At 39.9% G+C, this 13,429-nt stretch carries 13 protein-coding genes; 12 read left to right on the top strand and 1 reads right to left on the bottom strand.

The window, feature by feature from the left end; translation table 11 throughout:
• The first annotated feature begins 79 nt into the window (after positions 1 to 79).
• The 4 genes from dnaX (at position 80) to A9267_RS20490 (ending at position 5,375) form a co-directional block, all read left to right on the top strand.
• Positions 80 to 2,884 (top strand): DNA polymerase III subunit gamma/tau, encoded by a 2,805-nt coding sequence (gene dnaX / locus A9267_RS20505; protein ID WP_065110570.1) that lies wholly within the window; start codon positions 80 to 82, stop codon positions 2,882 to 2,884.
• 130 nt (positions 2,885 to 3,014) lie between these two features.
• Positions 3,015 to 3,344 carry a YbaB/EbfC family nucleoid-associated protein gene (locus A9267_RS20500; RefSeq protein ID WP_055024650.1) on the top strand — a complete coding sequence of 110 codons (330 nt, stop codon included), beginning with the start codon at positions 3,015 to 3,017 and terminating at the stop codon, positions 3,342 to 3,344.
• A 758-nt stretch (positions 3,345 to 4,102) separates the two neighbouring features.
• Positions 4,103 to 4,318 (top strand): hypothetical protein, encoded by a 216-nt coding sequence (locus A9267_RS20495; protein ID WP_065110569.1) that lies wholly within the window; start codon positions 4,103 to 4,105, stop codon positions 4,316 to 4,318.
• A 574-nt stretch (positions 4,319 to 4,892) separates the two neighbouring features.
• A complete protein-coding gene (locus tag A9267_RS20490) occupies positions 4,893 to 5,375 on the top strand; it encodes a hypothetical protein (protein WP_065110568.1) in 483 nt (160 codons plus the stop codon).
• 57 nt (positions 5,376 to 5,432) lie between these two features.
• Here the strand turns inward: A9267_RS20490 and A9267_RS20485 are convergent, their stop codons facing one another.
• Complete coding sequence (locus A9267_RS20485) at positions 5,433 to 6,002, bottom strand: TetR/AcrR family transcriptional regulator (protein ID WP_065110567.1); 570 nt, start codon at positions 6,000 to 6,002, stop codon at positions 5,433 to 5,435.
• Between the two features lie 178 nt (positions 6,003 to 6,180).
• On the opposite strand from A9267_RS20485, the gene A9267_RS20480 reads away from it, so the two are divergent.
• The 8 genes from A9267_RS20480 to A9267_RS20445 all read left to right on the top strand — a co-directional run bounded on the left by A9267_RS20480 (position 6,181) and on the right by A9267_RS20445 (position 13,334).
• A complete protein-coding gene (locus A9267_RS20480) occupies positions 6,181 to 6,846 on the top strand; it encodes an NAD(P)H-binding protein (RefSeq protein WP_065110566.1) in 666 nt (221 codons plus the stop codon).
• A gap of 64 nt (positions 6,847 to 6,910) precedes the next feature.
• On the top strand, positions 6,911 to 7,417 hold the full coding sequence (locus A9267_RS20475) for a chalcone isomerase family protein (RefSeq protein ID WP_065110565.1): 507 nt from the start codon (positions 6,911 to 6,913) through the stop codon (positions 7,415 to 7,417).
• A gap of 79 nt (positions 7,418 to 7,496) precedes the next feature.
• Positions 7,497 to 7,988 (top strand): hypothetical protein, encoded by a 492-nt coding sequence (locus A9267_RS20470; RefSeq protein ID WP_197495574.1) that lies wholly within the window; start codon positions 7,497 to 7,499, stop codon positions 7,986 to 7,988.
• 640 nt (positions 7,989 to 8,628) lie between these two features.
• Positions 8,629 to 9,126 (top strand): hypothetical protein, encoded by a 498-nt coding sequence (locus A9267_RS20465; RefSeq protein ID WP_065110613.1) that lies wholly within the window; start codon positions 8,629 to 8,631, stop codon positions 9,124 to 9,126.
• Entirely contained in the window at positions 9,119 to 9,370 is a 252-nt protein-coding gene (locus tag A9267_RS20460) for a helix-turn-helix transcriptional regulator (protein ID WP_225442255.1), read from the top strand. The genes A9267_RS20465 and A9267_RS20460 overlap by 8 nt, the downstream gene beginning before the upstream one ends.
• A 285-nt stretch (positions 9,371 to 9,655) precedes the next feature.
• Positions 9,656 to 10,255 (top strand): recombination mediator RecR, encoded by a 600-nt coding sequence (gene recR, locus A9267_RS20455; RefSeq protein WP_055024645.1) that lies wholly within the window; start codon positions 9,656 to 9,658, stop codon positions 10,253 to 10,255.
• Between the two features lie 192 nt (positions 10,256 to 10,447).
• Positions 10,448 to 12,367 carry a molecular chaperone HtpG gene (gene htpG, locus A9267_RS20450; protein ID WP_065110563.1) on the top strand — a complete coding sequence of 640 codons (1,920 nt, stop codon included), beginning with the start codon at positions 10,448 to 10,450 and terminating at the stop codon, positions 12,365 to 12,367.
• Between the two features lie 103 nt (positions 12,368 to 12,470).
• Positions 12,471 to 13,334, top strand: coding sequence for a co-chaperone YbbN (locus A9267_RS20445; protein ID WP_065110562.1), 864 nt, complete (start codon positions 12,471 to 12,473; stop codon positions 13,332 to 13,334).
• Positions 13,335 to 13,429 lie beyond the last annotated feature (95 nt).

Here is a 13,429-nt window from a genome sequence, read left to right as displayed (position 1 = left end):
ACTTGCATGTTATTGTTAAATTTATTTTTGGGTAAAATGAAGCTTACTCAACCCGTTTTATTAAAGCTTGGGGAATTCCATGTCTTATCAGGTGTTAGCCCGTAAGTGGCGGCCTGCAAAATTTGAAGAGATGGTAGGGCAGTCACATGTCTTATTAGCTCTAACAAATGCATTAACTCAGCAGCGCTTACATCACGCATATTTATTTACAGGCACCCGTGGTGTCGGTAAAACCAGTTTAGCTCGACTATTTGCTAAAGGGCTTAACTGTGAGCAAGGGGTGACCTCAGCACCTTGTGGAGTGTGTTCGAGCTGTGTTGAAATCGCTCAAGGTCGGTTTGTAGACTTAATTGAAGTCGATGCGGCATCACGAACTAAGGTCGATGACACTCGTGAGTTACTGGATAACGTTCAATACAAACCATCCCGTGGGCGTTTCAAAGTTTACTTGATTGATGAAGTGCATATGTTGTCGCGAAGCAGTTTTAATGCTTTGCTTAAAACCTTGGAAGAGCCCCCTGAGCACGTCAAATTCTTATTGGCTACAACGGATCCTCAAAAGCTACCAGTCACCGTTTTATCTCGGTGTTTACAGTTTAATTTAAAAAGCTTGTCGCAAGATGAAATCAGTCAACAACTGGATTTCATTTTAACTCAAGAGCAGCTTGAGTATGAGCCTCAAGCGCTGACTTTATTGGCTAAAGCGGCTAATGGTAGTATGCGTGATGCACTTAGCTTAACCGACCAAGCTATTGCATTTGGTAGCGGCCAAGTCATGCATCAGCAAGTACAGTCGATGTTAGGCAGTATTGATACTCAACAAGTGCTTGCTTTACTCAAGGCGCTTTGCGATGCCGACGTCGGGCATTTAATGATGACAACCAGTCAAGTGCTCAGCTTTGGAGCTGACGCTGATGAAGTGCTAAGAAGCTTACTTGAATTACTTCATCAAATTACGTTAAGCCAATTCGCCCCTGCAGCTGCGCAGCAATCACTTTATAGTGAACAAATTCTCGCTTTTGCTCAGCAACTCTCGCCAGAGCAAGTGCAGTTGTATTATCAGCTGTTACTCGCTGGGCGCAAAGAGTTATCGTTTGCTCCAGACCCTAAATCAGGGCTTGAAATGGCGCTATTAAGAGCGATTGCCTTTGTACCGGAAAAGCCTGTAAAACGTTGGCATACTGATGAAGCTGCAAAGATTGCATTACCTGAACCCTCAGTGCAGAACACCGCTGCTGAAGCGCAAAAGCATGATGTTGTAAAACCTGTTACGCCAGTGGTTGATACACTCGTAAATACCGGTAATACGCTCAATGAGTCAGCTAACAGCAAGGTTGCAGATGCTAACTTACAACCAGTTACTCAGCCTGAGTCTACTGAGTCGAATCAAGGTCAATCTGATGAAGCGATAGCTGCCGAACAAGCATTGCTATTAAGCCAAGCGGACAGTTTAGGTTTTGGTCAACAAGATAAATCATTATCGCAAAGCACACCAACGAAAGCGCAAGCGTCATCGGCTAATGCACCGCAAGCGAGTGAGGATAAACAAGCGGCGACGCAGGCGCTTGATATTGATTCGGGCGAAAACATACAAACGCCACCTCAATCAAAGTCAGGCTCTTTAGCTTTAGAGAAAATTGCCCCTGCAGATAAGCCAGAAGTGAGTGCTGAGCCCCAAGCAACCTATTCATCTGATGATGGGATGCCAATGGATGCTTATGAGCAATTTTCACAGGCTGACAGTGACGATAATAATGCTGAATATGGGCTAGGTGATATGGCGTCGTATCACCCTGAGCAGCCTGTCGCTGCATCGACAAATGATTCACAGGTTGAGGCCGCTAAAACAACAGAAAGTACTGAAAGTAGCGATGATTTAGATGCGCTACTGGATGCTGTTTTAGCAACTAATGATTCCTTGAAAGCAGAGTTAAACTCACTCACAAGTCAAGGAGAGCAAGCAAAAAAGCAACAGGCGGCAGCGAGTCCTAGTATTAAGGTACCCGCACCACGCAGTAACCATGCCGCAGAAGGACAACGTGCTACTCAAGATACAGAGCAAACACATAATAGCCAGACGGAACAGCAATCACTCAATCAAGCGTCTCATCATAATGACAGTATAAGCTCAGCAAACACTGACGTTATTGATAGTGCGAACGTTACAGATAAAGGCGCGCAGATTGAAGAGCAAGCACCTTGGAATAAACCACAAGATGCAATTGAACCGCCAATGGCCAATGCACAAGCAATAAAAGATACACAAAATGCGGTTGCTGATGCACAGGTTACTGATTTGCAAGCTGGCAATGGTGAGCAGCAAAGCCATGATTCAAGCCCAAATCTAGGCGTTGTCGAGGCAGTGGCTCAAGTCGATGCCAACCAGCAGGTGACGTCGATACCTAAACCCACTGCGCTTGCGGTCAATGGCGAACATGAAATATCGGGTGATGAACTTGATTTACACTGGTATAAAGTCATGGCATCACTCAGTATTGGAGGTAGGGTAAGGCAGCTCGCTGTTAACTCAGTTTGTCAAAGCTTGAGTAATCCGATTCCATTACTGTTAAAGCCAGATCAAAAGCATTTAGCAGCGGACATCGCCATTGAGCAACTGCAAGTTGCATTAACAGAACACATGGGCGTGCCGACCACGGTTGAGATTACCGTTGGTGTAGATAAAGCACATGAAACCCCACTTGAGTTAAGAAAAAGATTTCATCGTGAATTATTAGCGAATGCAAATTACGCTTTAATTAATGATGACAACGTACAATGGATGTTTAGTCGATTAGCTGCACAGCTAAATCCAGATACCTTGGTGTATCCAGCGGAGAAGTTACAAGCAATAGGGCAACAAATTCCTGCTTTAGTTGCACAATAAATCAACTAAAGCGTTGTTAACTTCAAAAGTTTGATTGCAATAAACGCAGTTTTATTGCCAATTTATTTTTTTACAGTAAGATTAGCCCCACTTTGGCGGCTTGCTAATAACCTAATTAAGAGAAAAGACTATGTTTGGAAAAGGCGGTATGGGCAACTTAATGAAACAAGCCCAAATGATGCAAGACAAAATGGCTAAAATGCAGGAAGAAATCGCACAAACCGAAATGACGGGTGAAGCGGGTGCAGGTTTAGTAAAAGTCACCATGACGGGTTCACACAACATTCGTAAAGTTGACATTGACCCAAGCTTAATGGAAGACGATAAAGAAATGTTGGAAGATCTTATTGCTGCAGCATTCAACGACGCAGCACGTCGCATCGAAGAAAACCAAAAAGCTAAAATGGCAGAAGTTACCGGTGGTATGCAATTACCGCCAGGAATGAAAATGCCGTTTTAAGCTAGCTTCCAGCTAAGTGCTTTCAAGCACGATTAAAATAAAGCCTAAGTTTAACGACTTGGGCTTTTTTGTGGGCGTTCGGGGTAAGTTACAGGCTAAAATAGGTAAAAATGAACAAGTTGTTTTCCAGTTTATAGTTTTTTTCTGATCTTAAACTTAACCACGTATTCACACCTCTGGACCCACTTGTTTAATGGACTTTTACTTGTTGGCTTAAACTCATTGCCGCTTGTGCATTGATACAGTGCTGGTGCTTATTCTTAAAATCAAATGAGAATAGATTAAAATATGCGGGTTATGGCTTTTGGGTAATCAATAAAATTAGTTAAACGTATTAAATAAGTCGCTTATGTAAAAATCATTTTGGCTAATAGGTTATTAAACTATGCGCTTGCTTTTTGTCTGGTGGTGTATTTAAGCTAAGTTTGGTAAGTTTTTAAATACAGTGGTTTAGGTGTTTATGTTTTAAACTGTGTAATCAGGTAAACGCAGTATTTACAGTTAATAGCACATCAACATAAAGTGGCAGAATTAGTGCCTGAAAATAGTGAAAGCTTAGAATCTGTATGGAAAACATATGCTGATCTCGATGCTAAATTACGCGAAGTTAACACTCAAATTAAGATTTATCACGACAAAGTGGTAGCCGAAAAAATTTGACAGGCAGTTCAAGCGAAACAGCTAACAGTCGTATGAATGTCACTTTATAAAAGCAATTTTAAGCCCATTACTTAGGCTACATACGCAAAAGGAATCGCATGAAATATTTATTAATCACAATTATGATTTTCTTAACTGCTTGTTCATCTCAAAGCACCACTAACAAGCTTACTGATCAAGTTTTTACGCAGGTCACGGGTAAAGAATACTCACGAAATTCTTCACAATGTCCAACGATTAAAAAGCAGTGCTCTGCTGGTCAATATGAAGAGTGGGTCGAAGAAAGTGGTCAAAAGGCATGTGCGTGTAACTAGCGAGCTTGCATATAGTAAACAGTTAGCGACAAAGGTTCGTTTTGAACTTTGATGCTGCCCATTTCGAGAACACTCCACTTTTTTAGTATCAAAATCAACATTGCAGCTTTCTTTATAATTAATACTCTCTTTTTTCCACCTTTCCGACCGCAAATGAAGCCGTTTGACTTGCTGGTTTATTGTTTATTAACCTTTTACATACCAATATTAACTAGACTGGTCGGTTTGTTTTGTGTATTATTAACACAATAAAGTGAAGCATGGGGTTTAAGAGGGAGATGTTTCTTATCAATAGACAAGGATGATTACTATCTCAGCATCACGGTGCAATAGTCATGCATATAGCAATTACAAACCTGAATAAACCTATTGGCACCTTATGTAGCATTGATTCAGTAGTAGTATGCCTGTGATTAGTACTTTATGTGCTGATGGGGATGCTCTGAAGGACGGTATTAAGCTATGACGTTAACCTGAATAGTAGTGAAAAGACAGGTCTTCATTTTGAGTAAATTGGTCTTATTTTTACAGGTTTTCTTGAAAGAAATGGTAAAAATTTATGGGGAAATAAATTATGACGTTAGCTTTAGAGAGTTATTTAGCGATTGGCTTATCAATGGCATTACTCAGTCTTTGGAAAACGTATTCAGGGCCAGCTATTGCAGCATTTATGTCGTACTCATACCCCGAGATGCTTTTATTTAACCTTGTACCGGCCCTGGTAGCTGCTTACGCTGGGTGGTGGGTAGCGCCAATATACTCAAGCTTATTTAGAAAGCGAAATAGGGTGGTGTTTAAGCCAAAGCTTAGAAATTTCATGAAAAGGTGGAACCAGTATGGCCAAGTTACTATGGCGATACTAGCACCTGTGCTAGTGGGGATCCCCAGTTATACATTTATTTCTAAACGATTAAATCAAAGTGGGGTTAAAACATTTGGATTATTAGCTCTGTCGATTTTAGCGTGGAGCAGTTTTGCTTATGCTTGTTTTACATTTCTCGATATGGGTCGGTATATTGAAATTGAGAGTATTATTCCAGCTTCAGTCATTCAATAAGACTTAGAAGATATAAAAAAGCTCACCTTATGTGAGATTTTTTATATCTTCGGCTAACTATTTCGTCAGCTTTATTGTTTCTTTCATCGCATTATCTAGTAATGTACGGTCTTTTTGTATTGCAGCTAGCAAAGTACTGCCTAACCATAAGCTATAAAGTGTCCGTGCTGCCTCGTATCCATCCTGCATGTGGAAGCTTTTATTTTCGACACCCTCATTGAAAAAGTGACCCATGCGAGCAATGACAGTTTCAGCGCCCTCATTTAGCACTTGTTGCATTTGGTTTGAGGTGCCAGATACCTCTCCTGATAATTTAACCACTAGGCATTTGATCTGAAAATTTGCAGTTAATTTCTCTGAACACCAATGTTCAAAATACGCGTTAACTCTATCTTGATAGGAAAGAGATGTGTCCATTAAGTATTGATCAAGCGTTTCTAAATGCTCTTCAAAGTAATTAGTGAGTAGAGTCGTTCCAAAATCTTCTTTTGATTTGAAATAATGGTAAAAAGATCCTTTTGTGGCTTCTGCTGTATTAATAATCTTCATTAATCCTAGGCCAGCAAAGCCTTGCTCACTGATCAGGTCAAAGCCCACATTTAAAAGTTTCTGCTTTAAATCTTTCATTAGTTTGCTCGGTTTTAAATTAATTGAAGTGATTATACGCCTAACATACCGACCGTCCAGTTTAATAAATGGTTAAAGTGAAAAATAAAGATAGACCGGTCGGTTTGTTTGGGTTATTATTTGCTCAGATTCAGGCTGGCGTATTGACGTTGAGCATTAAGATGAGGGTGAATTCAATATGAACAAATCAATAGTAATTGCTGGCGGGAGTGGGCTAGTTGGAAGAGAAACTTTAAATGCTTTACTGAAGAGTAAAAATGTAGACAGCGTATATTCTCTTTCAAGACGTGAACTCAACATAGAGCATGAGAAATTACATCAAATAATCGATATGGATTTGAATTTTGCCCAGTCAGCTTTTGCTTCAGCGCCACCAGAGGTTGGGGTTATCGCACTTGGCAGTACGATTAAAAAAGCTGGAAGTAAAGAAAATCTTCGCTCGATTGATGTCGATTTGGTTGTTTCTACAGCTAAAAAATTGAACGGATTAAAGGTAAAACACCTTATTGTCGTGTCATGCCTCGGGGCTGATATAAAGGCTCATTCACACTATCTTCGTTGTAAGGGGGAGATGGAAAAGAAAGTTGAATCACTCGGTTTCGAGAAAGTCACATTTTTACATCCAGGTCCTCTTGCTGGAAAACGTGAAGAAAATCGCTTTGATGAAAAAGTACTGCAAAACGTAATGAAATTTATCAAACCTTTGATGTTTGGCGGTATGAAAAAGTACATTCCGATCCACGCATCATTTATCGCTCAAAGCATCCTAATGCAATCGATACAACCTAGTTCGAAGAAGATTGAAAGGTTGGATTCTTTAGCCATGATGACACTGACGACATAATTTATCTCATTTAAATTTTTGTTCTCAGTCAAAATTTATTAATCAATTCGAAGGAAATATCACGATGAATTTAAGTGTTATCTTGTTGGGTGTTGCCTTAGCTGTTTCAGGCTCTACTCACGCAAGTCAGCCATATGTTGAAACCGTAGAAAAACAGATTGAATTGTTGACCTATGAAGAATATCAATTCGTAAAAACAAATACGCGACGCCTGTGGTTTGTTGATTATTACGATATTACTCACCTTCAAAATCCACAAGGTGATAGCACATTAATATTGAAGTTTATTCCTGATAAATTAACTCAAAATAAGGTAAGAAGGGCTACGATTGAGGCACTTGAAGGTTCAAACCCAAGCGTCGATCTTAGTACATCTAAAATTCAAGCGTTGATTAACAGCTTGTCGATAGAGATAACTCAACATGATGTCATCACCATTGTTTATAAAGAGCAAGCAATGCAAATTCAGCATAACAATAGAGTGGTTTATGCTGCTGAGGCTTCGTCTATCGAGAGTACAGCCTTAAAAAATATCTGGCTTGGTGAGGAGCCTGTTGATGATCTTTTGTAATCACAAAAACATTTACCAATGGTTCACAGTATTGTTATTGGCAACAATGCCAACACTAGTTTGGAGTGAGGAAAGTGCTATGAATATTAAAGACAATGCATCTACATCTTTTGCTAAGGATCTGAAATATGAACTGTTGTTCAGAAACTTAGGTAAACAAGTTTTTTCTGAATTAAAGGGTAACCCACCAGGTCGTATGACGACGAAAAATTTAGTGTTACTAAGTAAAATGGAGCAGCATAACACAGAGGTAATGAGTGTTGTTCGCGGTCATTTTGATGTTGATAACACCATTCGTTGTAAAGATAAGATATTAGCTAAAACAGTGATTATCTCTTTGAAAGTCATGCCAGACATTGGTACTCGTTATTTGGAAGGCAGTGCAGAACGGTTTGTACATCAATTAGAAGAGATTCAGGCAACGAGTCCAGAAGGGTATGAGGAAGAAATGGCTTATATGGTTGGGCATGAAAAAGCATTGTATGGCTATTTGGTTCATTTAAACAAGGGTGAACAGCAGCGAGCTCATGCTGTACTTGAGCAATTTGTTTCGGAGAATAATATTCAATAGAAGCACCGACTGATTGAGCTTTATTTTCAGCTGTTAACCTAGGCTTTAAATATTATGGCTTAATTTAAATTTTTAAATGAGTTATCACTGCAATACGTTGTACTGATTAGAATATTCACTTTGTGCACTCACTGTCTAGCAGCAAAATGTCAGTAATTAAATGCGAATTAAACGACAGTGAGATCTTTCCCTAGAAATATATTGCTTGTATTTTTGCCGAACCGAACCGAACCGAACCGAACCGAACCGAACCGAACCGAACCGAACCGAACCGAACCGAACTGAACCCTATACAATTTTTCAAAATTTTGTCACGGCTCATAGCATCATTAGCGATAACTTTTTTCCCATAAGATTAATATTTTCTACTTTGTTATAGCATCGATTATGGGGAGAAAAGTCTGTAAAAATAGTCGCTTGCTATTTTACACTTTGATTAGTTTGATCATAAGTACGTAGTCGGGTAATCAATATTCTGGAGGGGGGTATAACTCATTTTATAACGATAAAGTCACAATACTCATGTCAACTAAAGTATTCAATAGTTAACTTTGTGTTAAAAATATTTGACATGAACAAAAAGTAAGCATAAATTGACCTTAAGTTAAAAATACTTAACATGGAGTGGGGTTTGGTTAACATGAATATTAAACAGAAATTATATCAGTGGTTGCAAGAAACTAGCTTTAGGGAAGTGACTTTATCGGTTGATTTACTTGTAACGGGCTATATTTTTTATATTTACTTAAGCCGGATGTACTATGCCAGTGCTGAAGAATTAGCCTCGACAGTGTGGCTATCTGGTGTATTGCTCGAAATCATTATTTACTCAGTTGTGTTGATGGTACTGAGTTATATTGTATTAGCATTTGTGAGTGATGATGAATTAAACCAACCCATGGATGTGCGAGAAAAACAAATAAACCTAGTGGGTTACAAATACTCGGCGATAATTTTACAAACCGGCGTAATTTTAGCCATGGTTCAATATGGAATAGAAAAACAAGCTGAAATAATTTTGTTTGAGCCGATTCCTCATTTACCATTACACATTTTGTTAGTGGCATTTTTAACTGCCGAATTAGCCCATTATGGTGTGCAATTGTATAAAGGCCGCACAGGAGATATTTATGGGTAAAGTGGATCAAGATGGTATGGGGATCAGTAACTCTATTCGTACATTACGATTTTTACATGATGAAATGACCCAAAAGCAACTGGCTGAACTCATCGGTGTCACTAGACAAACGGTAATGGCGATTGAATCAAATAAGTATTCGCCGACATTAGAAGTCGCGTTCAAGATTGCTGAGGTGTTTAATTTACCTCTTGAAGAGGTGTTTCGCTATCGTTCGGCAAACGATACCCTACCAACAGACTAGCTGTTTGTAGGTTTTATTAGGATGATGAGTTGTTGCTAGCGACTAACACTTCTTGAAAGTAGTAAATTATACCACTGGCCGCTTGAGGTTATCTGTTGAGGATAATTGGTTCAGTATTAGCGACTCACAATGCTTTAAAGCCCAACCGCGCTTTGGGCTCAGATACTCTTTGCAATCTTTATCGCTTACGATAATAATCACCCATTCATTTAGCTGATAAATTGTTGAGTCAGCTAATCTCATTTTTATGAAGTGCAACAGCACTGTTAAGGCCAGTATTAGGTTATGAAATTTAGTCCGCTAGTTGATGAATTAATTGAATCATTACGTTGCTTACCCGGTGTAGGGCCTAAGTCTGCTCAGCGTATGGCATTTCAGTTATTGGAACGTAATCGTAAAGCGGGGCAAAAACTGGCAAACGCTCTTGAGCGCTCTATGAGTGAAGTGGGGCATTGCCAAGCGTGCCGTACGTTTACAGAACAAGAATTATGCCCAATTTGCAGTAGCCCTAAACGAGGCAACGCTGGCGTTATATGTGTGGTAGAAACGCCAGCAGATGTACTTGCTATCGAAGCTGGTGGCCACTTTATGGGGCGATACTTTGTGTTATTAGGCCATTTGTCACCACTTGATGGCGTGGGCCCTGATGAACTAGGTCTTGAATTACTTGAGCAGCATTTATCTTCAGAAGATGTCACAGAGTTAATCTTGGCTACAAACCCTACAGTAGAAGGTGATGCAACAGCGCACTTTATCGCGGATATCGCACGTCGTCATAATGTGGTTATCAGCCGTATTGCTCATGGTGTACCAGTAGGTGGCGAGCTTGAGTATGTCGATAGCACGACTTTAGCGTTATCGTTTAATGGGCGCATCCCTCTGTAAAACGAACACGAGTTAATAAAAGGGCTAATTTAGCCCTTTTTGCGTTTTTTTTAGGCATCAGAAAAAAATTCCCTTGAAAACTGATTTTCACGCCCCATTTCCTAGGTAACAAAGAATTTTAGTTGCATTGAAACGTCAAATATTAGATTTCAGTACAACTGCTGTATTAACGTTAAACCAAGGGAAATTTTCATGTCTCAACAAGAAACACATGGCTTTCAAACCGAAGTAAAACAACTTCTTCATCTGATGATCCATTCTTTATACTCAAATAAAGAAATTTTCTTACGTGAATTAGTCTCAAATGCCGCTGATGCTGCAGACAAGTTACGTTACCTTGCACTGACTGATAACACATTATTTGAAGATGACACTGAACTTCGTGTTCGCATCAGCACCGATAAAGAAAAAGGCACCGTTACGATTGAAGATAACGGTATCGGTATGACTCGTGATGGTGTAATTGAACATTTAGGGACTATTGCTAAATCAGGTACTGCTGATTTCTTCAAAAACTTATCTGGCGAAGAGTCAAAAGATTCGCAACTTATTGGTCAGTTCGGTGTGGGCTTCTACTCGGCGTTTATCGTTGCGGATAAAGTGACTGTTCGTACTCGCGCTGCCGGTGCGGATGTTAACCAAGGTGTGGTGTGGGAATCACAAGGTGAAGGTGACTTTACTGTTGATACGATTACTAAAAACAGCCGTGGTACTGAAATTACACTGCATTTACGTGAAGAAGAAAAAGAGTTTGCTGATGACACACGTTTACGCTCAATTATCACCAAATACTCTGATCATATCTCCGTACCTGTAGAAATGTACGAAGAAGGTACACCTGCTGTTGAAGCGACAGAAGAAGGCGGCGAGGCTATTCCAGCTACTGAAGGTCAGTGGAAACCGATGAACAAAGCCACTGCGCTTTGGACTCGTAGCAAATCTGATATTTCTGATGAAGAGTATCAAGAGTTCTACAAGCATATTTCTCACGATTACGGTGATGCTGCAACTTGGTCTCACAATCGTGTTGAAGGTAAACAAGAGTACACGAGCTTATTGTATATCCCAAGTAAAGCACCATGGGATATGTTTAACCGTGATGCTAAAAACGGCTTAAAACTGTTTGTTCAACGTGTATTCATTATGGATGACGCAGAGCAATTTATGCCGACTTACCTTCGCTTTGTAAAGGGCTTAATTGACTCTAATGATTTACCGTTAAATGTGTCTCGTGAAATTTTACAAGACAATAGTATCACTAAAGCATTACGCAGTGGCGTCACTAAGCGTGTGTTAGGTATGCTTGAAAAAATGGCTAAAAATGATGCTGAGAAGTATCAAGCATTTTGGGCTGAATTTGGTCAAGTATTAAAAGAAGGCCCAGCTGAAGATTTCGCTAACCGTGAGCGTATTTCTGGCTTATTACGTTTTGCTTCTACGCACACCAACACAGCGGCGACTGACGTGTCATTAGATGATTACATCAGCCGTATGAAAGAAGGCCAAGACAAGATTTACTACATTGTTGCTGACAGCCATGAAGCGGCAGCAAACAGCCCACATCTTGAATTATTACGTAAGAAAGACATCGAAGTGTTATTAATGTCAGAGCGCATCGATGAGTGGTTAATTAACCACTTAACTGAATTCAAAGGCAAGAAACTGCATTCGGTAACACGTGGTGATCTAGAGTTAGGTGAGCTTGAAGATGCAGATGAAAAAGAAGCTCAAGAAAAGCTTGCTGGTGAAGCACAAGCATTAGTTGAACGTATGAAAACGGCATTAGGTGCAAAAGTTGCAGACGTTAAAGTGACTTCGCGCTTAACTGACACGCCTGCATGTGTTGTTGCCGGTGAAGGTGAAATGTCATCACAAATGATCAAGCTTATGCAATCAGCGGGTCAACCAGTGCCTGAAACGAAACCGACCTTTGAAATCAACCCGCATCACCCATTAGTTGAGCGTTTGAACAATGAACAGGATGAACAGTTATTTGCTAACTGGGCTGACTTATTACTTCAACAAGCACAGCTTTCTGAAAAAGGCAGCTTAGCGGATCCTTCTGCATTCATTAAGTTAACCAATGAAATGCTAGTCGCAAGCTTGAAGTAAGCGTCGTCATAATAAACAAGCGGACCGAGTGTCCGCTTTTTATTAGCGTTTATTTTTAGCCAGTGTGATACTGAATAAATAGCACTGCTAACAAGGATCCACGATGGAACATATTATTAATTTAACCAAAGAGAACATACAGCAAGTTGTTGATGCCTCAATGGATAACTTTGTTGTTATGTCTTTTTGGGCTCAACAGCAGCCTGAAAGCGTGCAAATGCTTCAATTGATGGAGCAAATTGCTAACGAGCAAGCTGGGCGATTCATTCTTGCTAAAGTTAACTGTGAAGCCGAATTAGAGATTGCTAACTATTTTCAAATTCAAAGCTTACCCACCCATTTGGTATTAAGCCAAGGTAAACCTATCGATGGGTTTGCCGGGGTTCAATCACAAGCGCAAGTTTTGGACATGCTCAATAAGCATTTACCTGAATTATGGGTACAAGATGTGAATGCGGCTAAAGTTATTTTAGCTGGCGATACGGTGACAAAAGAGCAATTAGAAGAGGCATTAAGCTTACTAAAAAGTGCTTACGTTGATTCAGGTAACCAAGCTGAAGTTGCATTACTTATGGTCGATGCCTACTTGCAGTTAGGTATTCTTGGTGATGCAAAAACCTTATTAGACACTATTGGGCTTGCCGATCAAGACAGCTATTATCAAAACCTCAAAGCAAAACTGGCTTTAGCTGAAGATGCAGCCGATACACCTGAAATTCGTCAGTTACAACAAGCGTTAGAAGCTGAGCCAGATAATGTTGAAATTTCAATCAATTTAGCCAAGGCCTTAAGTCAAGCTAACCGAGGTGAAGAAGCATTAGAAAACCTTTTTGCGATTTTACAAAAAGATTTATCTGCAGCTGACGGGAAAGTCAAACAGGTGTTCATGGAAATATTGACTGCCTTAGGGCAAGGAAACACCATAGCCAATCAGTATCGTCGTCGTTTATACAGTTTGCTGTATTAAACAGCGCTAAATTTAACAGGTTGCGAGCTATTAGATATTGGTCTAACTCTTTGGTTATTTACCTTCTAAAGATGGACTAAATGTGCGAAAATCGC

It is taken from the genome of Shewanella sp. UCD-FRSSP16_17 (assembly GCF_001675935.1).
Classification (GTDB): Bacteria; Pseudomonadota; Gammaproteobacteria; order Enterobacterales; family Shewanellaceae; genus Shewanella; species Shewanella japonica.
The sequence above is the reverse complement of the archived record's forward strand: the minus strand, read 5'-3'. Positions and strand labels throughout refer to the sequence as shown.